Origin of the sequence: Bacillus tianshenii (assembly GCA_020524525.2) — a bacterium.
GTDB lineage: Bacteria > Bacillota > Bacilli > Bacillales > Bacillaceae_N > Bacillus_AV.
On record CP129018.1, the window covers coordinates 1,814,087 to 1,837,592 of the forward strand.

22 protein-coding genes and 1 other RNA gene are annotated in these 23,506 nt (G+C 39.7%); 3 read left to right on the forward strand and 20 right to left on the reverse strand.

Going from position 1 to position 23,506, the window contains the following annotated elements; all coding sequences use genetic code 11:
• Positions 1 to 89: 89 nt before the first annotated feature.
• From LC040_09165 to LC040_09245, 17 genes are all read right to left on the reverse strand, one after another.
• Positions 90 to 1,229, reverse strand: a complete 1,140-nt coding sequence (locus LC040_09165; protein ID WLR53036.1) for a class I SAM-dependent RNA methyltransferase — start codon at positions 1,227 to 1,229, stop codon at positions 90 to 92.
• A 3-nt stretch (positions 1,230 to 1,232) separates the two neighbouring features.
• A complete protein-coding gene (locus tag LC040_09170) occupies positions 1,233 to 3,320 on the reverse strand; it encodes an EAL domain-containing protein (GenBank protein WLR53037.1) in 2,088 nt (695 codons plus the stop codon).
• A 147-nt stretch (positions 3,321 to 3,467) separates the two neighbouring features.
• An RNA gene (rnpB, locus tag LC040_09175) (RNase P RNA component class B) lies at positions 3,468 to 3,859 on the reverse strand.
• A 95-nt stretch (positions 3,860 to 3,954) separates the two neighbouring features.
• Complete coding sequence (gene gpsB / locus LC040_09180; GenBank protein ID WLR53038.1) at positions 3,955 to 4,263, reverse strand: cell division regulator GpsB; 309 nt, start codon at positions 4,261 to 4,263, stop codon at positions 3,955 to 3,957.
• 88 nt (positions 4,264 to 4,351) lie between these two features.
• Positions 4,352 to 4,918: a DUF1273 domain-containing protein gene (locus LC040_09185; GenBank protein WLR53039.1), complete on the reverse strand. Its 567-nt coding sequence runs from the start codon at positions 4,916 to 4,918 to the stop codon at positions 4,352 to 4,354.
• A gap of 130 nt (positions 4,919 to 5,048) precedes the next feature.
• Positions 5,049 to 5,357, reverse strand: a complete 309-nt coding sequence (locus LC040_09190) for a spore coat protein (protein WLR53040.1) — start codon at positions 5,355 to 5,357, stop codon at positions 5,049 to 5,051.
• Between the two features lie 323 nt (positions 5,358 to 5,680).
• Positions 5,681 to 6,025: a hypothetical protein gene (locus LC040_09195; protein ID WLR53041.1), complete on the reverse strand. Its 345-nt coding sequence runs from the start codon at positions 6,023 to 6,025 to the stop codon at positions 5,681 to 5,683.
• Between the two features lie 70 nt (positions 6,026 to 6,095).
• A complete protein-coding gene (locus tag LC040_09200) occupies positions 6,096 to 7,346 on the reverse strand; it encodes a ribonuclease H-like domain-containing protein (protein ID WLR53042.1) in 1,251 nt (416 codons plus the stop codon).
• A 1-nt stretch (position 7,347) separates the two neighbouring features.
• A complete protein-coding gene (locus LC040_09205; protein ID WLR53241.1) occupies positions 7,348 to 9,594 on the reverse strand; it encodes a DEAD/DEAH box helicase in 2,247 nt (748 codons plus the stop codon).
• A 165-nt stretch (positions 9,595 to 9,759) separates the two neighbouring features.
• Positions 9,760 to 12,663, reverse strand: a complete 2,904-nt coding sequence (locus tag LC040_09210; protein WLR53043.1) for an ATP-binding protein — start codon at positions 12,661 to 12,663, stop codon at positions 9,760 to 9,762.
• Positions 12,660 to 13,022 (reverse strand): response regulator, encoded by a 363-nt coding sequence (locus LC040_09215; protein ID WLR53044.1) that lies wholly within the window; start codon positions 13,020 to 13,022, stop codon positions 12,660 to 12,662. The genes LC040_09210 and LC040_09215 overlap by 4 nt, the downstream gene beginning before the upstream one ends.
• A 32-nt stretch (positions 13,023 to 13,054) precedes the next feature.
• Complete coding sequence (locus tag LC040_09220; protein WLR53045.1) at positions 13,055 to 14,689, reverse strand: response regulator; 1,635 nt, start codon at positions 14,687 to 14,689, stop codon at positions 13,055 to 13,057.
• 416 nt (positions 14,690 to 15,105) lie between these two features.
• Entirely contained in the window at positions 15,106 to 15,579 is a 474-nt protein-coding gene (locus tag LC040_09225; protein ID WLR53046.1) for a metal-dependent hydrolase, read from the reverse strand.
• A gap of 94 nt (positions 15,580 to 15,673) precedes the next feature.
• Positions 15,674 to 16,324: a hypothetical protein gene (locus LC040_09230; protein ID WLR53047.1), complete on the reverse strand. Its 651-nt coding sequence runs from the start codon at positions 16,322 to 16,324 to the stop codon at positions 15,674 to 15,676.
• A gap of 82 nt (positions 16,325 to 16,406) precedes the next feature.
• Entirely contained in the window at positions 16,407 to 16,565 is a 159-nt protein-coding gene (locus LC040_09235; GenBank protein WLR53048.1) for an imidazoleglycerol-phosphate dehydratase, read from the reverse strand.
• 78 nt (positions 16,566 to 16,643) lie between these two features.
• Entirely contained in the window at positions 16,644 to 16,817 is a 174-nt protein-coding gene (locus LC040_09240) for a hypothetical protein (GenBank protein ID WLR53049.1), read from the reverse strand.
• Positions 16,818 to 16,956: 139 nt separating this feature from the next.
• Positions 16,957 to 17,328 carry a universal stress protein gene (locus LC040_09245; GenBank protein ID WLR53050.1) on the reverse strand — a complete coding sequence of 124 codons (372 nt, stop codon included), beginning with the start codon at positions 17,326 to 17,328 and terminating at the stop codon, positions 16,957 to 16,959.
• A gap of 176 nt (positions 17,329 to 17,504) precedes the next feature.
• On the opposite strand from LC040_09245, the gene LC040_09250 reads away from it, so the two are divergent.
• The gene (locus LC040_09250; protein ID WLR53051.1) at positions 17,505 to 17,627 is read left to right on the forward strand and encodes a hypothetical protein; all 123 of its coding nucleotides are present in this window, start codon (positions 17,505 to 17,507) and stop codon (positions 17,625 to 17,627) included.
• 197 nt (positions 17,628 to 17,824) lie between these two features.
• On the opposite strand, the gene LC040_09255 is transcribed toward LC040_09250, so the two are convergent.
• The 3 genes from LC040_09255 to LC040_09265 form a co-directional block, all read right to left on the reverse strand.
• Positions 17,825 to 18,169, reverse strand: a complete 345-nt coding sequence (locus LC040_09255; protein ID WLR53052.1) for a YppE family protein — start codon at positions 18,167 to 18,169, stop codon at positions 17,825 to 17,827.
• 41 nt (positions 18,170 to 18,210) lie between these two features.
• Positions 18,211 to 18,714 carry a MerR family transcriptional regulator gene (locus LC040_09260; GenBank protein WLR53053.1) on the reverse strand — a complete coding sequence of 168 codons (504 nt, stop codon included), beginning with the start codon at positions 18,712 to 18,714 and terminating at the stop codon, positions 18,211 to 18,213.
• A gap of 371 nt (positions 18,715 to 19,085) precedes the next feature.
• Entirely contained in the window at positions 19,086 to 20,060 is a 975-nt protein-coding gene (locus tag LC040_09265; GenBank protein ID WLR53054.1) for a DUF2515 domain-containing protein, read from the reverse strand.
• A gap of 196 nt (positions 20,061 to 20,256) precedes the next feature.
• Between LC040_09265 and recU the strand changes: the two genes are divergently transcribed.
• Both recU and LC040_09275 read left to right on the forward strand, forming a co-directional pair.
• Entirely contained in the window at positions 20,257 to 20,880 is a 624-nt protein-coding gene (gene recU, locus LC040_09270) for a Holliday junction resolvase RecU (protein ID WLR53055.1), read from the forward strand.
• 9 nt (positions 20,881 to 20,889) lie between these two features.
• A complete protein-coding gene (locus LC040_09275) occupies positions 20,890 to 23,484 on the forward strand; it encodes a PBP1A family penicillin-binding protein (GenBank protein WLR53056.1) in 2,595 nt (864 codons plus the stop codon).
• Positions 23,485 to 23,506: the final 22 nt, after the last annotated feature.

Consider the following 23,506-nt stretch of genomic DNA (forward strand, 5'->3'; position numbering starts at 1 on the left):
TCACCAAAGTATTACTTATTATATTCAATCATTTTCCTATATATTCCTCTTACTATGAATAAAAAAAGTGCATGCCATGATGGCATACACTAATTTTTCGGAGGACGCGGTCCCCAATATTGATAGTAATCTCCACGGATAAAACCGTTGAAAAGCTTTCGTTTCTTCGTCGCCTTCGCGCCGTAATGCTTTTCAAAATCACTGTAAGAGGTTAGTACATATACACTCCACGTATCAAGAGACTTAAATGCTTCCCCCATTTGACGATATAACTTTTCAACAGATTCACGTTCACCAATACGCTCGCCGTATGGCGGATTGGAAACGATAACCCCATAATCATCCTTAGAAGCAAAGTCTTTCACTTGCATTTGTTTAAAGGTAATTAAATCAGCAAAGCCTGCTTCCATTGCATTTTCTTGTGAAGCTTCAACCATTCGGTGGTCAATATCTGTTCCGTATATTTGTAGCTTCTGATCATATTTCGCAAGATCCTCTGCTTCTTGAAAAGCTTTATCCCATACATCTTGCCCAATCCAGCCCCATTCTTCTGCTGCAAATGAACGGTTAAAACCTGGAGCAATATTTTGCCCAATCATCGCCGCTTCAATCGGAATCGTTCCCGAACCACAAAGCGGATCAGCGAAAGGACGGTCTGGATGCCATGTTGTTAGCTTAACAAGTGCCGCTGCAAGTGTTTCCTTAAGAGGAGCTTCACCTTGCTTCACCCGATAACCGCGTTTGTGTAGCCCTCTTCCGCTCGTATCTATTGTGAGCAATGCTGAATCTTTTAATAGTGATACTTCGATTCGGTGCATTGGCCCGTTCTCTTCAAACCATTCGACGCCTCCATAATACTCACGCAAGCTTTCAACAACTGCCTTCTTCACGATCGATTGGCAATCAGGTACACTATAAAGCTGTGATTTAACCGATTTTCCGATTACAGGAAACTCGGCATCCTTTGAAATATAGTCTCCCCAAGGAAGGGCCTTCGTTTGCTCAAATAACTCTTCAAAAGATGTTGCTTTAAATTCTCCAACTTTTAATTTGACGCGATCAGCTGTGCGAAGCCAAAGGTTCGCCCGAGCAATCGCCGACTTATCTGCTGTGAACGTTACACGTCCGTTTTCTACCGTTACCTCTTCATATCCTAAATCACGCACTTCATTTGCTACGATTGCTTCTAAACCCATCGCCGCAGTTGCGATCAAAGTTACTTTAGTCATGTCTTAAATCTCCTGTTCTTGTGAAATATATTGCGGCTCCCATTCACTTAAAAATTCCCGTAAGTCCTTATAATTAATAGGCCTGCTAATATAATACCCTTGAATCATATCACATTTTTCGTCTTTTAAAAATTCAAGTTGCTTTTGCTGCTCGACACCTTCTGCTACGACATGCATCTGCAAGCTGTGCGCCATTGTAATGATCGCCCTTACAATGGACGCGTCTTCATGATAATTTAAAAGATTCCGAATAAAGCTTTTGTCAATCTTGATCGTATCAATTGGCAACCTTCCGAGATAGCTTAAAGAAGAATAGCCTGTGCCAAAATCATCAATTGCAATTTTAACACCGAGGCGCTTCAGCTGAACTAGCTTATCAACAGCTCTGCTCGCCATCGGCATAATCATTGTTTCAGTTAATTCAATTTCAAAGCAACGTGGGTCGAGAGATGTTTCTGAAAGAATTCGGTGAATATTCTCTACAAAGTCTTCCTGCTGAAATTGAATGGCAGAAATATTAACGCCAAGACGAATTGCGTACCCTTTGTCATGAACTTCTTTCGCTTGCTTGCATGCCTCTTTAATAGCCCAATAGCTAATCGACATAATTAAGCCTGTTTCTTCAGCCAGCGGTACAAAGGATTCAGGAGATACAAACCCAAGACTTGGATGGTACCAACGAAGCAAGCACTCCATCCCAGCAATCTCACCTGTTTTTATACAGATTTGCGGTTGAAAATTAATTGAAAATTCTTCCCGCTCAAGTGCCTTTCGCAAATGATTTTCCAGCTGCACTTCCTCTATGCGAGGTGCGCTTAAATGATGACTATAAAATGCATAATTATTCCTACCCCGAATCTTTGCTTCATACATTGCCACATCAGCATGTTTCACTAACTCATCTGCTGACTCACCATCATTTGGGTAAATGCTAATGCCAATGCTTGGAGAGGTATACACTTCATGACCTTTAAGCAAAAATGGCTTTTCTAAGCTGTCAATCACTAAGTTTGCAGCTGTACGGGCAGCATTTGAGTGGTGAATTTCAGGCAAGACGATTGTAAATTCATCGCCTCCAAGCCGGGCAATAAACGTTTCTTCACCCAAACATGCCTGCAAGCGCTTGGCAACGCCCTTTAACAGTAAATCACCGATTCCATGACCGAGTGTATCATTAATAAGCTTAAATCGGTCAAGATCAAGAAATAGAACGGCTAACTGATGCTCATTCTTTTGCGCCGCTTCGATATACTTTTTTAACCGCTTGTTATATAAATAGCGGTTTGCAACGCCTGTCAGCATATCATAATGTGCGAGGTACCTAAGGCGCTCTTCTGCTTTCTTACGTTCTGTAATATCTGAAAACACCGCTACATAATTGGTTACTTCGCCTCGTTCATCTCTAAGCGAACTAATATTTGCCCACTCTGTATAAAGCTTACCGTCCTTGCGACAATTCCATAGCTCCCCTGTCCAGCTGCCTTTTTCATTAATCTGCTCCCACATTTGTGCATAAAAACTTTCACTATGTACGCCAGATTGAAGAATTTTCGGGGTTTTCCCGATTACTTCTTCACTAAGGAAACCTGTAACCGTCTCAAATGCTGGATTCACAAATAAAATATTTCCTTGCTTATCGGTAACCATCACACCTTCGCTAGTATTTTCAATAATTTTTTCTGCTAAACGAAGCTGTGATTGTGAACGCTTCTTATCTGTCATATCGCGAAATGCAACAAGATAATTTATAAGTTTCCCATCGCTGTCATGGATCTCTCGAAGTAAAAGCCAGCACGAAATCACTTTACCTGACTTCTTTTTTAATTGGACTTCACCTTTCCACCTGCTGTTCCCTTGATGCATTCCCCAGATGCATTCATCTGTATGTTCAAAAAGGTCATCAAAGCTAAGCTTCAATAATTCATCATGTTCATAACCCGCTAGTGCCAATGCCATTGGATTCGTCACAATGACACGCTTTTCTTTATCTAAAATAATCGTTCCCTCTTCAATATGGTTAAAAACTGAGACAAGATGTTGTTGTTTTATCGTTCTTTCTTTCTTCTTCAATGGTTTCCAAGAATTCTTCATACCGTCCCCACCTTAGTTCGTCCAAATTCTCTTCTTCCATTTTACAACAAATGAAGCTGTACGTATGTATAAAAATAGAAAAAGTCCCACCTAATTGTTCATTAGATGGGACTTTGAGTTGTAAATATTATGATTTCAGCAGTAACGCTTGATAAGCCATGTTCTGTTCCTTCGTACTACAAACGGCTTTCACCTCGTACTCCGGTAGTAATCATCTATCTGCAACGACATGTGTCGTTACCCTTCTCTCCGTTCACTTCCTTCGAGAAGGCGCCCCTACCATTATTTGGGTTTCTCGCTCGAGGGGTTTACCGCGTTCCACTTTCGCCGTTTCCGACGAAACTACGTCTCTGTGGCACTTTCAAGATACTAACAGCATGCTGCAAATGCAGGTTAGCTGCTTTCTCTGCCGTCACCCTAGCCGCAGCCAAGGTGCCTTGGCTTATTGTTTCGCCAAGCACGAACACTACGGGCATCTCAGCACCGTGCGAGCATGGACTTTCCTCTGCATGCTAAGCATACAGCGATTACTTAAGCGCTACTTGAAATCTTACACAAGTATTAATTATAGTACATGTACAGAAAAAGTCAACAGGATTCCATTTATAAATATTTGGAATAAACCCCATTGTGCTTAATCATACAATTTACTTCCAAATACATGTTTCTCTAAATTGGAAAGCCGCTTTAAAATATCATAGTTCGTTGAATTTGAAGAAGGCCGTTGTGAAGTTGATTGGCTTTGCTGAGCTTCCTCTACTTGTTTCTTTAAGCGAACATTTTCTTGCTGAAGCGTTTCGATTTCCTGGTAAAATGTTTCGTAATCTTTGATGATGATATCAAGAAATTGATCCACTTCATCGGGATTATAGCCTTTTAACGCTGTTTTGAAATCTTTTTCTAAAATCTCACGAGCACTTAAACGAATTTTGTCAGATAGCATACGAATCACCTCAAATACGCTTCATATCAAGTTTTGGTTATTTAACAACATTCTTGCAAAGAGACTGCTAAATGTCAATTTCTTTATTTTATTGTGCCCAATAGTCTGAATTAGATAATTGTTCATCCTCCGCAATCATTTGAATATCATATGGCGTAATCGTAATAATCTCATAGGAAGATTGCGCCTGCTTCTTCTTCCCTTCTGCAATTAAAAAATCTGGCGTTCCCTTTCTTTCTTCATCATGAAGCACAAGAAGTCCATCACTTTTTTCCACGAGCCACGCATTTAAATTTTTAAATTGCCATGGCGCTTCATATGGACGCTTCGACAAAGTATCGGCAAAGTCTGCTTGCATCAATACCATTTCAAAGTATTCTTGCTTCTCTTCCGGCCAGCGCTTGTAGTGCTCTTCAAATGGCATCACAATCCCCAATTGCAGCTGTGGCAACTCTTCTTGCAAATCAAATACAACTTCAGCACACCACAGCTCAACACCTGGTTGTCCACTGATGAGCACCCATTCTAATCCTTCATCTACAAGCTGTAGCAGCTGCTTGCGGAACGCTTTTTGTATGTATTGAACCCCTGGATGGTCGTCCTTAAAGATACCAAGTTCATGAGGCTTATATCCTGTTATTGCCACTACCTTCATTACGCTTTCCCTCCTACGTTCGTCTATTTTTGATTGCTTCTATGTGAATGTCCGTGCCATCTTCTTACCGTTAATCATAAAATACAGAAAAAACCGGCTCCAGTAAAAGGAGCCAGCTTAAAAAATATTATTACCAACGAGGGTAAGGAGGCATCATGCCAGGGCCACCCATGCCAGGCCCCATCATACCTGGTCCGCCCATACCTGGGCCACCCATACCAGGGCCACCTTGCCCGCAGTTAAAGTTTTGATGTGATGCTTCCTGCACAAATGAATCTGTGTGCGGGAAATAGTGAAGATGCTCATAAACATTATGTTTTACATGTGTTGTGTGAGAAGGATGAATATGCGGCACAACAAACGTTTCAGTCGAATGCTCCTCACAGCACTTCGTCGGATGAACAATTGGTGCTAACTGTTGCGGACGATGACAATACATCAAACATTCCCCTTTCATAAAGTTAGGTTACTTTCCCTAATAACTTATGAAAAACAAAGGATACATGTACTAATCAAAACACCTAATTTTATCAAGAAAAGCGGAGAAAGGCGGTTAGGCTGGCCGATTGCTGGAGCCTTTACACAGAGAAAGCTGCTCTTTGCTTTCGGCGTGAAAAGGTGAAGCAACTCGCGCAGCCTGCCTTTCGCAGCTAGACATCAAGAAAAGCGGAGGCGGCTTGAACAGGGGCGACAAGCATAAGGCAGAATGTGGAGGGGACTGCCCTTTGTCCCCGCAACAGGCTGACTTATGACCTCGAGCCCCTAGCCGCCGCAGCTGGACATAAGAAAAGCGGAGAAAGCCCGCTTAAATCGTTCGGCTGGTGGAGCTTCTGACAGAGAAGGTCGGTCTTTACCTTCGACAGAAGAAGCGAAGCAGCCCGACGATTTGGCTTTCGCAGCTGGACATACCAAAAGCAGAGAAAGGCGGTTAGGCTGGCCGATTGCTGGAGGCTTTTCATATGTAAAACCAATAAATGCAAACCTAAATAAAAAACGTTGATGAAAGAGCATTCCGTGCTCTTTCATCAACGTTACGAATAATGTGTCCAGCTGCTTAAGATGATCGCCGTCAAACAAATAACTGCAAAGTACATAAACAAAATCCAATTTCTCATTCTTTCCTCACCGCTCTTAATAAAGTTATCGTTTAACATTTTAAAGGAAGAATGCATGAGATTCAATTTGAAAATTGACTTTTTTGTAACTTTTTTGTCAAGCGGCGTAATCTTTTGTCATATTTGTCATCTTCTAGTTTTTTTGTTCGTGATAACAGCTGCTTTTTTTGTTGAAAGCTGCTATAAGCAAGCTCTGTGTAATAGATTGCTTTTTCATAATCACGGAATTGATGTTCACATACTTTCGCAAGCTCAATGGCTACTGTTTCATCAATGAAAGCCTGTCCTGTAAGCAGCTCTTCCCATAGTCTACACGCATTTTCATATGCCTTTTGTTTTTTGTAGAGCATCGCTTGCTTTAGCTTTGCTTGTCGGTTAAGTGTCGAATGTGTTAATGTCTCGTATTGTGCTAAGGCTTTATCTTGCTCGCCAACCTGCTCCATCCAACGAGCAAGCTCATATTGTTCCCTATCGCTCATAGGCTTTGTTTGTAAAATTTTTTGTGACAGATGAATGTAAAGCGTGATTAATGACAGGATATCCTTTTCATTATGCACCATAACGCCTTTTATACCGCGTGGGTTCGGGTCTTTTAAGAAATCAAAGTAAATCATTGGTGCTAAATATCCTGGTACATCTTCTGTACGCTCAAGGCCAAGCTTTTTCTCTTCCACTGTTGAAAGACGTACATTATCTAATTCATGCTTCCAAAAGCGACGAGCAGCATGCAGTAAGTCAAAATGACCAAATTTCGGCAGCTCAGGTACAATGTCGCGCAGCAGCGTATGCCTTGTTTTCACTTGAGGCCAGTCAAACGCTTTGCCGTTATAGGTAACAAGGTTGGTTAAACCTTTTACATCGTTTAAAAAGTGAGCATACAGAGCCGCTTCCGCTCCAGGTGTCGGAAGCAAATATTGCTTCAGCCGCACATGATTCCCCTCAATAAAAGCACAACCGAGTAAAAAAATTGTTGTTCCAGTCCCAGCTAATCCTGTCGTTTCTGTATCAAAAAATAATAAATCCTCTGCTGCTTGCTCTTTCGGGTTTAACGGGTGTTCCAATCGACTCGCACGCCAGTTCCGAAACACCTCTAACAGCTCTGAAAAGCGGTGACTGCCGTGTTGATAATCAAGCGGGTAAGTGACGTCGCGGATAAGAATCGTTTCATTTTCAAAAGAATGCGCCTTTGTTTGGAAGCTTTCCCATTCATTTAGATAAGGGATAGCAGGCTGCTTTTCTTCTGTTGGTTTCGGCTCTGACTGATGATGACTCATATGGGATTTCAGTCGTTTAAGCTTTGTTTTTAATGACATCTTATTCCCCTGCCTTTAACGCGCTTGAAGCAATTTCGAGTACAGCACTTTTAATATCACTAGAACCGTCATCATACATCACACCAACACAAGATGGACAACCGGTTTCACATGGACATGCTGACACAATTTTTATAATCTCCCGTAAAATCACTTCATGTGTTTGGTAGACTTGTTCAGCTAATCCGATCCCACCTGGATATCTGTCATACATGAAAATTGTCGGCTTCTCATTGTGAACAGCTTTCATCTGTGGTACCACGTGGACATCCCCGCCATCACACATAACAAATACAGGAATAATTTGACGCAACACATGAGACATGCCCATTAAAGCATATTCAAGTGTATCTTTTTGAAACTGCTCTGTGACTTCATCAGCAAAAGTTATCCAAGCGGCACTTGTATGAAGCTCTTCTTCAGGAAGATGAATCGGGCCTGAGCCAATATTTTCAAAGGTTGATAGCTTGATTTTCTTAAAAATAGTTGCCTTTGCGTTAACCGTTACATCCCCATAGTGTAAAGAGAAGTGCTTTTTATCTAGTTGCTTGTCTTCTTCTAACACTTTTAATTCAACAGCAAGGTTTGCATCTGTAAAATACTCCACATCGACAGCACGTACATATGCCTTCTTCTCTTCCCAATCAAGCTCCTCAACTTGAAATTGCTGTCCTTCATGTAAGTAAATCGCTTCATCATGCAATAAAGTCATCGCGCTAAAGCGGTCCATTTCTCCAATTACTTGATGATTGCCTGTTGTACTTATATCAATGATAATGACATTTTCCTGAGATGCTGACCGCAAGCTGATTCCTACTGCTGGAAACCCATCATTCATCCAATACCATTTTCCGTTGGAACGGTGCAGCACATCTTCTTCAGCAAGATATTCTAAGATTTCTTCAACGTCCAAGCCACCGAAGGTTTCGCCTTCTCGAAACGGTAATTCATATGATGCACATTTAAGATGATCGACTAAAATAATTAAATTATTTGGGTTGATACGGGCATTTTCTGGTGTCTTTTCGAAAAAGTAGTCCGGATGCTGAATGACATATTGATCCATCGGGTTCGAACTCGCTACTAGAATCATCAATGCTTCATCTTGCCTGCGCCCAGCGCGTCCAGCTTGCTGCCATGTGCTCGCAACTGTACCTGGATATCCTGTCATAATACATACTTGCAACTGGCCAATATCAACACCAAGCTCCAGTGCATTTGTGCTTACAACGCCACGGATTTCACCATTTCGTAAACCACGTTCAATCTCACGCCGTTGTTTTGGCAAATAACCGCCACGATAAGCCCGAATTGATTTTGGTCCTAATTCTTTTTTTACAAGCTCCTGCAAATGACTAAGAATGACTTCAACACGCACACGGCTTTTTGCAAAAACAATCGTTTCAATTTTATTTTGCAAAAACATTCCCGCTAGATTTGTTACTTCTGCAGTGGCGCTCTTCCGAATGTTTAACGGCTTATTCACGACTGGAGGATTATAAAAAAGGAAATGTTTCTTACCGCTCGGTGCCCCATTATTATCAATTAACGTCATGCTTTCTCCAGTTAATTCTGAAGCAAGCTCTTTCGGATTAGCAATTGTTGCGGACGTACAAATAAAGATAGGAGAACTTCCATAAAAGTTACATATTCGCTTTAAACGACGAATGACATTTGCTACATGACTACCGAAAACACCGCGATAAGTATGCAGTTCATCAATAACGATATAGCGAAGATTTTCAAATAGTGAGACCCACTTCGTATGGTGTGGCAAAATGGCAGAATGAAGCATATCTGGGTTCGTCATCACAACGTGCCCAGCCTTACGAATGACTTGACGAATATTTGGAGCTGTGTCCCCATCATAGGTATAGCTTTTTATAGGGATCCCGATTTCATCTATAAATTCATTCAGCTCACTCTTTTGGTCTTGAGCAAGTGCTTTTGTTGGGTAAAGATACAGTGCCCTTGAAGCATCATCCTCTGCCACTGCTTGAAGGACAGGTAGATTATAGCAAAGCGTCTTCCCTGAAGCTGTCGGAGTGACTGCAACAAAGTGTTCAGCGTTTTGAGCCGCTTCAAATGCTGAAGCCTGATGCGTATATAAAGCCTCTACCCCGCGTGATAATAGCCCTTGACGGATTCGCTCATCTAGTTTCTCCGGAAAAGGAGATGTTACTGCTTGTTTTTCATCTATTTCATGACAGTAGACAATTTGGTCATTGCTTTTCAGTTGTTGAATCATTTCAGTCAATGATTGTTTGGCAGACAACAAACAAAACACCTCAATACATCTATTTTCTCATTGTACAAAGCAGTACATATGTTTGACTATGATTATAATCGTTTTCTTTTACTTTTCCAACATGCATAGCAAAAAGAAGAGGAAAGCTGCCCCCTCTTCTTTCACTTACTCTTGATTTGATAGATGGTTTGGAATTAAAATTTGCCCTTGTTTCTCTCCTTCTTCTAGCACCTTCTTAATCAATGATGACAACTCCTGCGGCTTATACGGTTTTGTAAAATAATACTTTGCTCCTAACTGTAAGCCGCGTTCTTTTTCATCAAGGGCAGAAGAAATGAAAATCGGAACATTTTTCGTCGCCTCATGTTTTTTTATTTCTTCAATTACATGCCAGCCACCATCAATGCTGTCATCTAGCATAATATCGACAACAATCGCATCAGGTGTTTTACGCTTAATAAGATCAATCGCTTGAGAGCCAGTTGTACAATGTTCTACGATAAAACCACTCTCTTTCATTTCATCCTTAAGCAGCAAGGCTAAGCTCTTATCATCTTCTACAATCAATAAATTAGGTTTGTCTTGCTGATGTGCAGGTAATGGCTGCTGTTCACTACTTTGTTCAGGAATTGCTTGCTGCACTTTACTTTTTGCGATAACTGGAAAGATTAACGTAAACGTACTGCCTTGGCCCAGCTCTGATGATACCTGAATATCACCATTATGAGCCTTCATAATTTCTTTACTAATCGCAAGTCCTAACCCAGTCCCGCCGATTTGCCTGCGGTCTGTATTGTCGATTCGGTAAAATTTTGTAAATAACTTGGATAACGCTTCTTTCGGGATACCAAGCCCTTCATCCTTAATATGAATCAAAATCTGCTCTTGGTCTGCTTCTACACTAATGTCAATCTTGCCGCCATCTGGTGAATATTTCACCGCGTTGTTTAAAATATTTGTAAACACTTGCCTTATTTTATCAACATCACCAAATACAGAAGTTTGAGTGGTATGAATATCAATGTGAAAAGCATGGTTTTTCGTGTTTACTGCTTGCTTTTCAATGACATCTTCTAATAGGTGCTTCACTTCAACAATTTCTTTTTCATATACTTGACGACCTGACTCCATCCGTTGAACATCAAGAAAGTCATTAATCAATGCTGTCAAGCGCTTTGCTTCCTTATGAATTGTTTCTAAGTACTTCTTCTGTCGTTCAGGTTTTAATGTCTTATTGAGCATTAGCTCTGTAAAACCAAGTACACTTGACAGTGGAGTGCGTAATTCATGGCTGACCGTGCTCACAAACTCAGATTTCATTTGGTCAACTTCATATTCTCTTGTAATGTCACGATGAACAAAAATGGTGCCAATCCACTCATCTTTTTGAAAAATCTTTTCGACATACACTTGAATAATTTGCTTATCTTGGTGATTAACTTCATAGTTAATGCGCTGTTCATCAGTTGTACGCCCTTCAAGCACATGCTCCATAAATTTCAGCAAACTATCAGGGTTCTCAATTTTCTTTTCTAAATAACGGAACCATTGCTCTCGCTTTCGAAGTTCCTTTCGCTTACTAGGCTCACATTCAAGCAAATCACAAAACTGTTGGTTCGTCTGAACGATATTCCCTTCTCGGTCGACAAACTGAATACCCTCACGCATCGTATCTAAAATTTGCTGATTAACAATTCGTTCGTGCTCGGAATCCTCATACATAAATAATTTATCAAGTGAAATCGAGACTTGGCTTATAAATCCGACAAGCTCATTCACTTCTTGTTCTGAGAACGTCCGCCCTAACCTTGTCAAACTAATACAAGCTACAATTTCCTCATCAAAAGAAAGAACTGGTACATTAATATCTTCAAGCTGAAATTCAATTTCCTCATGGTAGCCTTTTTCAGATGGGGTAGCATTACGCCGAATCACAACAGGCTGCTTCTCCTCAGTAAGCTTTGGTAACAGATGCTCTTGGAAATATTGCGCATATTGGTGTAAACCAGCTTTATTAACACCGAAGCTTTTCATCTTTAAATTATCTGTAAGAATAACAATCGCTTTGTCCGCATCCATCATTTCTTTTAAGTTATGAATAATGCTTTCAAGTAATTTTTCTTGCTCTAACGTATTGGCCAGCGAATGTGTGAACAGGTTGCGCCGTTCTAATAAGCCTTCTTTTGTAATCATTTCCTCCAGGGTCGTTTGCAATCGTCCTTGCTGTTCTTCAAGCTCGTCCTGCTGTGCCTGTAATTCTTCGTTTTGAGCAACAAGCTGCTGTTCATTCTCTTGGATACCTTTTACCATTCGATTAAAGGACCGCGCTAATAATCCGATCTCATCCTTACGATGTTCATCTGTTAGTACCATATATTCACCGTTTGCTAATTTATCAGATGCAACTGCTAATTGACGAAGTGGAACACCAATCTCTTTGGCAAGTCGTGCTGTAATCCATGTTAAAATAGCCATTAATACTAGCACAAAAATGATAAAGTATAATTGATTATTTGCAAGCTGCTTTCGATAGTTTTCTTCTAATTGATAAATTTCTTGCTCCATCTCATTTGTAAACTGCTCGCTAATGGACCGAATATAATTAATGTTATTCGTGATGCCCTCATCCTTTGACATCGATTGAATAATCTCATTTTGACCTTCTTGCTTTGCTTTGATAGCACGTGGGAACGGATCATTAAATAAGTACATATAAAACGAAGTAATCTCTTCTACTTTCTTCTGTTCATCTAATGTTAAATCTAACTTTTCTAACTTTGCTGCTGTATTTTCAAACCGGTTTCGTTCTTGTTCAATCGTTTGCAAAAAATCAGATTGGCCGAAAAGAAGATAGCCTCTTAGTTGAAACAAAATATCATTCAATGAACTTTCTAACTGGTCGACATAGTTCGTTTTCTGGACGAGTTTTTCAATGTTTTCGGTATATTCTCTTTCAATGTTTTTATTATTTGTATATAGAAAGCCAGCTCCAATGCTGGTCAATACAATAATCGCAACCATAATAAACACAAGCCGTGTTGAAATGCTTTTTTTAATTAACCTTTTCAAGCGAGGACCTCCTGCACTAAATCAACAAGCTTTAATGGGCTAAATGGTTTTGCAAGAAAGTAATTTGCTCCTGCTTCCTTTGCTCGGTCCTTATCAGATTGCTGACTTTTCGCCGTAAGCATTAAAATTTTTAATTCTTGGTTATTCAACTCAGAACGAACCTTTTCAATTACTTCAATTCCTGTCATTCCAGGCATCATATAATCAATCATTACTAAGTCGTACGTATTTTCTTTAATTTTTTCATAAGCTTCTTCCCCATCTTCAGCTTCATCAATTTCATAGCCCTCATCCTCAAGTGTATCAACGACTAACATGCGAAGCACTTCCTCATCTTCAGCTAATAACAACCGTGCCATGTTGTCTTTCCCCTTCCTTTAACATGAATCTTCTACTTCATTCTTTGCAGCATTCTTTTTATTCTTGCTTCAAACTCAATAATACTAAATGGCTTTGTAACATAATCATCTGCTCCAAGCTTAATAGCCCGCGAAACATCTTCTTCAGAATTTCGTGAGGTTAACATAATGATGTGATAGCGATGAACTGGGAAGTGCTTTCGTAAATATTGCAGCACTTCAAGACCATCAAGCTTCGGCATCATCCGATCAAGAATAATAAGAAAAGGCTCATTCTTTTTGTGCCATTCATCCTCAATAAACAGCTCACCATTTTCGAACATTTTAATATTAAAATGGTAAGAATGATGTTCAGCGAAAGTATCTAAAAAATGATCCTCGAGCATACTTCGAACAATATAATCGTCATCAATAACTGCGATGTTAAATACCTCTTTTTCCTTCTCTTGTTCCCCTTCACTATGTGCTGTTACAATTTGATTACGGCCATTTTGCTTTGCTTTATATAAGGCATTATCTGCAAGCTCAAGCCATTCTTTTCCATGGAGGTTTGGATTATCAATTTCAATAAGCCCAGAAGAAAATGTAACATGAAAATTTCCTTTCTTTGTTTCAAATACTTCTTTTGAAAAGCCGACAAGAAACCTTTCAACAATGAGTTCTGCTTCAGCTGCTGTTGTATTTGGAAACAATAATACAAATTCCTCTCCGCCATAACGAATGACATAATCATATTCACGAATGTGGGCTAACAAATATTTCACGAATCTCTTTAACACTTCATCCCCAACAAGATGACCGTACACATCATTTACCTTTTTAAAATAGTCGAGATCAAGCAACGTAATGACAAACGGTTTTTTCGTTCTTCGGTACTCACCAAGACGATGCTCGAGCTCTTTTTCTAAAAACTGCCGGTTAAATGCCCCTGTCAAATAGTCAATTAATGTATTCCGTTCAAATGCTTCTCGTTTTGTGATTTGCCGTTCAATCCGGACGACCATTTCATCAATGTCGAACGGTTTTGCCATAAAGTCATCTGCCCCTGTTTCAAAAGCAGTAATTCGAGTTTCTTTTGTATTTTCAACACTAATCATAATGACAGGTGTTAAAAAAACCGTATCCGATTGTTGAATTTCTCGAATTACTTCAAATCCATTCTTTCTCGGCAAATGAACATCAATAATGACACAGTCTGGCTCAAGGTTATACCATAAGTGTACCGCTTGATCTGGATGAAGTGTTGCCAATACATGATAACCATACTCTTCTAATGAATGCTTAAGATATTGCAGCATACTATAGTCATCATCAATAATGAGGATAAATTTCCCCTTGTTTTTACTTGGTTTCTTCATCACATCAGGCGCAACGATAAATTCATCGTATTGATAGACCACCTTTATAAACGAAACCATCAACAGTTCAAGCTCTTCTTTACGCCATGATTGTTTATCTGCAGTCACCACTTTATCGTGAATAATTTCTGCATGCTCTGATACTTCAAATAGATTAATAGAGGCGGCTGTACCTTTCACAGAATGAAAAAACCGGATCACTTCATCACTAGAAATTATTTCATCATTGTGAAGCCACCCATTTATCTTTTTCTTTACCATTTCGATATGTAATTTTTGATATTTGGAATAATCTCGTCCTTTGTTCATGGATACTCTCTCCTTGTCCTCACCTGCTATTCTATTATATCTACTTCATATTTCCAATAAGTTTATTCAATCCCACTAATTACCGAACTGGTTTGTGAACAAAAGAGGAACAAATTATTATAATCAAAAAAAAGAGGCTGAGACAAATGAATTAAAGAAAACCCGAACAAAGTTGTTCAGGTTTTCTTTATACAGCAACAAATGTAGTACCGCTCCGTCAACATACTTCGCTTTCCGCGGGCACGGCCTTAGTCTCCTCAGAAAGCAAAGACCGCTTTCCTGCGGGGCCTTCGGACTCGTGCTGTTCCCGCAGGAGTCTACGTATGTTGACTACGCTACAGCTTATCCATTTGATGAATAATATTTCGTTGTTCGTCTTTTCTATTGACGATTAAAGCTGTGTCCCAGCTGGTTCATTAAACGGCGAGCATGCTATAGAAAAGCCCGATAAATACGATAAATAATAACTGCTCGACAATACCTCCTGTATGAAAAGCAAGCGGACTGCGAATTGTTTTTTTGATCGGATAGAAGAAATGAACCCCCTTCACAGTAAACATATCGCCTACAACATGACTGACCACTCCAGTAATTAATCCTGTAATAAAATCAGCCGGAATACTTGTCTGATACAATAAAAAAAGCAATCCAATAAACAATGCACTATGAAAAAAAGTACGATGGCCTGTTGTGCTTGAAATGGCCTTGCCTAGTACTGGTACTGCTCGGCTGATTTTACTGTTTGGGTGATCAATATCCGGCAACAATGCTCCAACTAACAATCCACCACTATATAAAAATGTCTGTTCGATGGAAACTTGTGGTATGTATGTCATCACCGCTGCCCCTGCAGCTGCCCCAAATGCTAAATGTGTATGGTATTGCATCATAATCACCTTTCTAAAGTACACTTATATCCAAACATCCGTTTGTTTATTTTAGCATATATTGGGCAGATCGGATACTAAATGAAGAACATACGTACTATTTTGTTAATTGTTGCAAGATAGCCCGTGCAAAACCGCCAAGTTCATCACGGCTATACGCACGAAGCACTTCAGGTGCCACTGATTGAAGGGCTTCTTGAATATATGCTTGTTTCACGTCTTCACTACGCAGCTGTTGTTCCATTTCAAGCGACGCTTGAAGAGCAATCTTAGTAGCAGTTTGGTTAACATGCTGTACAATCGTTTCGTCATCTACAACAACTCGCCCAGCTTGTTCATAGAAAGAGACCAGCTCTTTAGGTAGTTCTGTTTCTGCGATAAAGAGCCCATCTCCCCGCGTCTTTAATGTTGCTGCGTTTCCCATGTACTTTACTCCGATAAGATGCAATTGTGGAAATTTCTCTCTTAATGAAGTAGTTGATAGCGCAGTTGCCATATTAATGAACGTAGTAGTTGTTTCTTTTTCCTGCAGCTTTGTAAGTAGTGTTTCTATTTGCTGTGGTGGAAGCGCAAAAATGCAAACATCTAATTGTGAAAGGTCTTCTATAGAAAGAAGATCGATATGTTCTGTTTCCTTTATAAACTGCTGAGCTTTCTTTGTATCATAATGATATATCCCAATATTCTGATAATTATGCGCAAGAATAGCTGTCCCTAATCTTCCAATACCAACTAAACCAATCTTCATCGTTTCACCCTTTCATTAAAGATTGTATTTAGTATACCATATGACTAAATTGAAACGTAAAAAAACAGAACTGAATGTTACTTCAGCTCTGTCTCTTATTTTCGGACTTACTTCCTTTTTTCGAACGATATTCTGTTCCTTTATTATTATCACCTGCACGCAGCTCTTCTGAAAATTCGAGACTGCTGTTTTTTGGTGAACCTTGATTTGTGCTTTTGCCGTTCGAATTACGATTTGTCATTGCACCACACACCCCTTTCATTACACTTAGGATGTGTGGCGTATAGCTAAAATATTCTAAATGTAAGGGCTTACATTTTTATAATTGAGAACTTCGTAAATTTTGATTTGCAATTACTTGATCGAGCATTGCTTCAATATAATTTAATCGGGAGTCATGTTCATTCGTATACGTTCCATCTGTTTTTAACGCTTCTAACTGAGCACGCTCTCTTTCCAACTTATCCATCCATTCCTTTATGTCTTTGCCCATTACAAGCACCCCCTGAGAAAAATTTAATTATTGTAACCTACTATTATTTTATGCTTTTTTTGCAAAAAAATGTAGGCTTTGATGTAAGAATTTATTAAAATTATGTGACAATTCAGATTTCTCAAGGGGAGGGCAAAGGTTATTGTGGAATAATCATGATCGGACAAGAAACCATTTGCAAAATAGCTTCACTTACACTTCCAAACTTTTTCGAAGCCGCTTTGCCTGCTCCTTTTGATCCCATAATGATACAACGGACGTCCACATCATTGGCCTCTGAAATAATTTCGATTGATGGCATACCAACACGAATTGCAGATGAGTATGCTACACCTTCTTCCTTCAAAAAAGCTTCTGCTTCACGAACCGTATTCTCGCCTAGTATCGGAGAGCTCGATTGAATGTTAACAACGTGTACTTCATCTTGAAAGGCCTTTGCCATTTCAGCAGCAGTCCGTAATGCCTTTTCCGCTAGGGCAGAGCCATCATATGGAACGATAATTTTTTTCAATTCACTTACTCCTTTTTTACAATTTAAACCACTGTCTCCTATTATATATTGGAAAACGTATAGTTGGATGAAGTATTGCCGTTGTTTTATGAACTTTTAAAGAAGGTTTGTTTTTCATTGAACACTCATAAGTCATTTTAGAAACGCACATTCTATACATAAAGGAGTTGATATGAATGGGTAGAGGCAAAAATTTTAACCCAAAACGCAAAGACCATGAAAATCAAAAGCCAAAACGTGCTGAAATGACGACACCGCTTGCGAACGAAGGCGCTCGACCATTAGAGGAAAAAGAATAATAAGGGTGTGGCTTATGAAGAAACTGCAAAGGAAACATCCAGCAAAAAGGTACGTCAAAAAGGAAAAGCCGTTTCCAACTGAATTAGAATTTTCCGAGGAATTAGCGGAAACGGACTTTCTACCCAAACGACAAAAACAAAGAAATTAACAAACGGATGGTACTTATGGTAAGAAAGCAAGCTCCGGCTTGCTTTTTTTACATTTCCGACTGTACACCAGATAATGTATAGGTAATCGCTTCAGCCATTTCCATAAACCGTTTCTCTTTCACATCATGAAAGAATGCTTGTAAGGCAAGGTTCATTATATTTTCATGCGCATCTTCAATGTTAAGCGGATGAACATATTGCGGTCTTGTTTCTTTGATCCACTGCAACCCAAGTGTCCGCCATTCATCTGCCTCTGCTTGTAGCTTATCAACATACGGCTTTACATCTTTGTAAAAGTCCGGTTTCTCTTCACTAGTGCGGACAAAGATTTGTTTCATCTCTGCCACTCTTGTATGCATATTTTCAGTGCTTTTTCGTAATTGCTCCTTCATCTTTCGCACCTCCAATATGACTGTATCATATGATTGAACTGTTACAAACTTAGAAAATTCGTCAGCCAGCTCTTTTTGCTTGTTTTTGCTGCTGCAACTTCCTCGTGATAGACAGGGCTTACTTGCTTGTCCTCTAATTGCCCGATCTGTTCTTCAATTTTTTCTAACCGTTTAACAACTTCCTCAATTTCAGAGCGGTGCTGTAAAACTTGAACAGAGACGACTTCATCTGCCTTTTGGCTAATTTGACGTTCTAAATCTTCGATACGGCTTGATAATTGATTGACAAGCTTAAACCATTTCGAAAGGTCTACCCCCTGCTCTTTCGGTTCTTGTGGCACGCTCTCAACCTCCTGTGTACTTTTCTCTTCAAATTCAACACTTTTCATTTCACAAATACGCTCAACAACCTCCTCTGTTATTAAATAATGACCGTTATCATTTTTCTCACACGGAATGTTGAAATCTTTAATCCACTTACGAACCGTTCTAGGTGCTACTCCAAGGCGTTCAGATACTTCCTTTGTTTTCAATACCTCTTGCATCCGCCATCCTCCTCGAAATGATTTGGTAGCGTTAGAATTCGCCGCTTCAAAACAACTCCCTGCATACAAGACAAAACTAGTTTTCATTCGTCAAAGGTAGTGTTGTGCCTCCAAAATAGATATTTTCGACAGCATGACAGAAACTTTTTGTGAAAATGTACGAACCATTCCTAAGTATGAAATCTTACTACCTGCGAAAACTAGCACATGGAGGTGTTAGATTTGACGAAAAACCAAAAAAACAATCACAACAAACAACCGACAAGCAAATCAAACCAGCCAGAGCAACGACCGGGCTACGGCGACAAAAAACTCGAAGGGCCAAACTTCCCTTCGACATAAAGTGAAACTGGAAGAAACCGTCGTGTGTATTAATACGACGGTTTCTTCAACACATAATTTTCAATTGCAACAGCAAGGTGTAGTTGCTCCTGCTTTCTTTTATACCATTCTGTTATGCAAATATTATCCTGCATTGGAACTGTCTTAAACCATTTGTCTAATTGTTTCTTAGACGCATACCATTGAGAACGTGCTGCTTGATGATGGTAAATACGTGGAAACATTACCCTTAATGGTGGTGTTTCCTTCTCTGAAAAGTTTTTCATGTTTCGTTCATAATCATACCGGGAACCTGTATGTTCGATAGAGAGAGCAAACTCATAAAATTTCGAGTAGTGTTCTGGATGAAATAAGAGGTGTGCAAGCCTCTTGCCCAATGTAATCCGATCATTTAGGTGACTAAAATGGTTAACAGACAATCCATATACCTCCCCTGAAAGGGTTGGAAAGATGACAGAGCAAAAGTGCAGCCAATCTTGAAAACGAAAACAAAACGAACGAAAAACTTTCTTTTTATAGAAAGGATGCTCAATAACAGGCTTTTGAATTAAATTCTGCTCGTTAATAATTAACGCAGTCATTAACCGTTTTCGGTCTCCCTCTTGAAAGAATCTTTCCCACTCCTTCTGCATAAAAATAGAAACAGAAAATGCGGACAAGCAGTGGAAAAGAGGCTTTCCGGAACGTTTTGACGCCTCATAGATAAGCAACTGAGGATAGGCATCGCTAAAAATCAACCAATTTGCTCGTTCGTACGTATAAAAAATCTGTTCACGTTTTTCTTTTTCGATACAAAAAGGAAACCAACTGCCTTCAAGATCCGTCATATTATAGCCGGCATTACGCGAAACCATGCTGGCAAGAAACGCCCACTCAATTTCAGGATTTCTTTTATAATAATTAAGATACGCTTTCGTTCTAGATATATTGTCGATGTTTCCTTTACCTGTCAGAAATTGAATAAGCTGTATGAGGGTATGATGTTGTGGCTTAATTTTGTTCACCGCTTTCACCTCACAAATATCTTGTGCACAATGTATCTTTTTTAACCTACTTTACGTCTAATGAGGTGAAGCGGTGTGTTATGATAGGTATTTAATATGAAAAACTTGTCGAATTCTAAAAGTTTTTCTATCATTTAAAGAAGAAAACCCTAAGAAAAGCAGGTAAAACTGCGAAGAAGATGTTGAGGTGAAGGGAATGGTTTTTCGTTATCCGAACGGGAAACGCTACCGTCCGGCGGAAACGAGACAAAAGCGGTCTCCCCAGCTTAAGAGCAACAGCTACAGCAACCGTGGGATGACACTGGAGGAAGATATAAATGAAACGAATCAATACTATCTAGATAGCGGTCGAGCAGTTATTCACAAAAAACCGACTCCCGTACAAATCGTTAATGTGGATTATCCGAAACGAAGTGCTGCGGTTATTAAAGAAGCCTATTTTAAGCAGCCTTCTACTACCGATTATAACGGACTGTATCAAGGCCGCTACATTGATTTTGAAGCAAAAGAAACACGCAGCAAAACATCATTTCCTTTAAAGAATTTTCATGAGCATCAAATTAACCATATGCAACAAATTACGATGCATCATGGCATTTGCTTTGTCCTTCTTCGCTTTTCTGCAATTGATGAAATCTATCTACTGCAAGCAGAGCAATTATTAGGCTATTGGAAACGTATGAAGGACGGAGGTCGTAAATCGATCACGAAAGAAGAAATTGAGGTTCATGCACATCGTATTCCTATCGGTTTTCAACCGAGGATTGACTATTTAACGGTGATCGATAAAATATATCTAGAAACTTCAGCCGAAAGGTAGGATCCAGTTATGGCAGATGAATATCGTTCGAGACAAGAACGACGAAATAAAACCACTTCAAATTCAAGTGGAAGCTCAAAAGGAACAAAAAAGAAAAAAAGCGGCGGCGGTGGAGGTGGGAAGATTTTCAGAAGAATTCTCTTCTTCGGAATGATTCTATTTTTAGTTTTGTTTGCTGCTGGCGGTATTTTTGCTTTTTCAATGATCCAAGGGGCTCCAAAGCTTGATTTAAACCAATTGAAAGACCCGCTCTCATCAAAAGTTTATGATATGAATGGTGACGTCATTGCAGATTTGGGGCAAGAAAAACGGACAAAAGTATCTTATCAAGATATCCCACAAGTTGTGAAGGATGCATTTATCGCAACTGAAGATGTTCGATTCTATGATCATATGGGGATCGATGTAAAACGTATCGGCGGCGCCGTACTAGCGAATTTTAAAGAAGGCTTCGGTGCTGAAGGTGCTAGTACAATTACCCAACAGGTTGTAAAGCGTTCTTTCCTTTCACCAGATAAAACAATATCACGGAAAGCTCAAGAAGCATGGCTATCCATTAAACTTGAGCAAAAATTAGAAAAATGGCAAATACTTGAAATTTACTTAAATAAAATTTATTTTGATAACAGAGTTTACGGAGTTGCGAAAGCAGCTGAATTTTATTTTGATAAACCATTAAGTGAACTTGAAGTTGAAGAGGCTGCCTTACTTGCAGGAATTCCAAAAGCACCTGCATACTACGACCCGTATGACCACCCAGATGCAGCCGAAAAGCGACGAAATGTTGTCATCGGCTTAATGGCAAAGCACGGCAAAATAACAGAAGAACAAGCGAAAAAAGCGAAAGCAATTCCGATTGAAGACACACTCTCAAAAGGTGAACGAGATTTTTCATCTTATGACGCATTTATTGATCAAGTCATTGAAGAAGTCTCTGAGCTTGAAGATGTAGATATCTACTCAAGCGGCCTAAAGATTTATACAACAATTGATCCGAAAGCACAGCAATATGTTGAAGACATGCTTTATACAGACAAACATGTTTCATATCCAAATGACCGCTTCCAAGCAGGGCTTGTCTTAACAGATACGCAAACAGGTGAAATTCGTGCAATTGGCGGTGGACGTAACGAAAATGCAAAACGCGGTTACAACTATGCAACAGATATAAACCGTCAGCCAGGTTCTACTGCAAAGCCTATCTTTGACTACGGTCCTGCCATTGAATATTTAAAATGGTCAACGTATCATCAAATTATTGATGAACGCCATGAATATTCCAATGGTACACCAGTTAACAACTGGGACAATCGTTATAAAGGGCAAATGTCAATTCGTAAAGCACTTGCAGAATCACGTAATATTCCTGCCCTTAAAACAATCCAAGAAGTTGGGCTTGATAAATCACGTGAATTCGCTGCTGGCTTAGGACTAGATTTACCGAATGATATCTATGAAGCATATTCAATCGGTGGGTTTAATGGTTTGTCACCACTTGAACTTGCTGGAGCATACAGTGCATTCGGTAACAATGGTATTTTCAACAAACCACACGCTGTTACAAAGGTTGAATTCCCTGATGGTGAAGTAGTTGACTTGAAGCCTGAACCGAAAGCAGCGATGAGTGACTATACAGCATTTATGGTTACAGACATGATGAAATCCGTGATGACAAGAGGTACAGGGACTGCAGCAAACGTTCCTCGCCTTAATATTGCAGGTAAAACAGGTACAACAAACTTTGATGAAGCAACACAACGCAAATACGGCATTCCAAGCAAAGCTGTCCCAGATAGCTGGTTTGCAGGCTATACACCTGAGTATACAGCAGCGATTTGGACGGGATACCCGAAGACTTCTGCTGAAAACTATTTACCATATAATCAGCAGCAAATTGCAAAACAAATGTTTAAACAATTATTTGAGCATATATATGAAGGAAAAGAAAGTAAAGATTTCAAAAAACCAGACAGTGTCGTCCGTGTCGGTATTGAAGAAGGCACGATGCCTGCACGACTTCCAAGTGACTACACACCTGAAAGTCGTATTACGTATGAATACTTCGTACGTGGCACTGAGCCGAATAAAGTATCAAAGCAATTTGAAGAAATTGATCCTGTTAGCAGCTTAAATGCTTCTTATACAGCTCCACTTAATCGAATTCTTGTTCAGTGGAATTACGATAAAGAAGCTACATTTGAAGTCCAACAATCAATTGACGGGGGCGGCTATCAAACAGTCACAACGACGAAAGATAATTACTTCCTTGTTAACGGACCTCAGGAAGGCTCAGAATACAGCTTCCGAGTTGTTGCAAGAGCTGATGGTACACAAAGTCCTCCCGCTACAACAAGCGTTCGAGTCGGCGGCAGAGGTGACGATGATGAAAAAGATGAAGAAGATATGTCTCCTGGTCTAGATGGCGACATCCCGTTGCCTCCTGGCCAAGAAGACAAAGATAAAAAAGATAAAAAAGACGAAAAAGATAAGAAAAAAGATGACAAAAAACGAAAAGAGGATGAGCCAGCACCTGACGAAGGTGAGCAAACTCCTCCTGATGAGGGTGAGCAGCCCCCTGAAGATGGCATCATTATTCCTGAATAAAGACGAAAGGCCTGACCAAGTA

Excerpts from the sequence above, each read along its gene's own strand:
- LC040_09165 (WLR53036.1), bottom strand. The coding sequence starts at position 1,229 with ATGACTAAAGTAACTTTGATCGCAACTGCGGCGATGGGTTTAGAAGCA.
- LC040_09170 (WLR53037.1), bottom strand. The coding sequence starts at position 3,320 with ATGAAGAATTCTTGGAAACCATTGAAGAAGAAAGAAAGAACGATAAAA.
- gpsB (WLR53038.1), bottom strand. The coding sequence starts at position 4,263 with ATGCTATCTGACAAAATTCGTTTAAGTGCTCGTGAGATTTTAGAAAAA.
- LC040_09185 (WLR53039.1), bottom strand. The coding sequence starts at position 4,918 with ATGAAGGTAGTGGCAATAACAGGATATAAGCCTCATGAACTTGGTATC.
- LC040_09190 (WLR53040.1), bottom strand. The coding sequence starts at position 5,357 with ATGTATTGTCATCGTCCGCAACAGTTAGCACCAATTGTTCATCCGACG.
- LC040_09200 (WLR53042.1), bottom strand. The coding sequence starts at position 7,346 with ATGTCATTAAAAACAAAGCTTAAACGACTGAAATCCCATATGAGTCAT.
- LC040_09205 (WLR53241.1), bottom strand. The coding sequence starts at position 9,594 with ATGATTCAACAACTGAAAAGCAATGACCAAATTGTCTACTGTCATGAA.
- LC040_09215 (WLR53044.1), bottom strand. The coding sequence starts at position 13,022 with ATGGCACGGTTGTTATTAGCTGAAGATGAGGAAGTGCTTCGCATGTTA.
- LC040_09220 (WLR53045.1), bottom strand. The coding sequence starts at position 14,689 with ATGAACAAAGGACGAGATTATTCCAAATATCAAAAATTACATATCGAA.
- LC040_09225 (WLR53046.1), bottom strand. The coding sequence starts at position 15,579 with ATGATGCAATACCATACACATTTAGCATTTGGGGCAGCTGCAGGGGCA.
- LC040_09230 (WLR53047.1), bottom strand. The coding sequence starts at position 16,324 with ATGAAGATTGGTTTAGTTGGTATTGGAAGATTAGGGACAGCTATTCTT.
- LC040_09235 (WLR53048.1), bottom strand. The coding sequence starts at position 16,565 with ATGACAAATCGTAATTCGAACGGCAAAAGCACAAATCAAGGTTCACCA.
- LC040_09240 (WLR53049.1), bottom strand. The coding sequence starts at position 16,817 with ATGGGCAAAGACATAAAGGAATGGATGGATAAGTTGGAAAGAGAGCGT.
- LC040_09250 (WLR53051.1), top strand. The coding sequence starts at position 17,505 with ATGGGTAGAGGCAAAAATTTTAACCCAAAACGCAAAGACCATGAAAAT.
- LC040_09255 (WLR53052.1), bottom strand. The coding sequence starts at position 18,169 with ATGAAGGAGCAATTACGAAAAAGCACTGAAAATATGCATACAAGAGTG.
- LC040_09260 (WLR53053.1), bottom strand. The coding sequence starts at position 18,714 with ATGCAAGAGGTATTGAAAACAAAGGAAGTATCTGAACGCCTTGGAGTA.
- recU (WLR53055.1), top strand. The coding sequence starts at position 20,257 with ATGGTTTTTCGTTATCCGAACGGGAAACGCTACCGTCCGGCGGAAACG.
- LC040_09275 (WLR53056.1), top strand. The coding sequence starts at position 20,890 with ATGGCAGATGAATATCGTTCGAGACAAGAACGACGAAATAAAACCACT.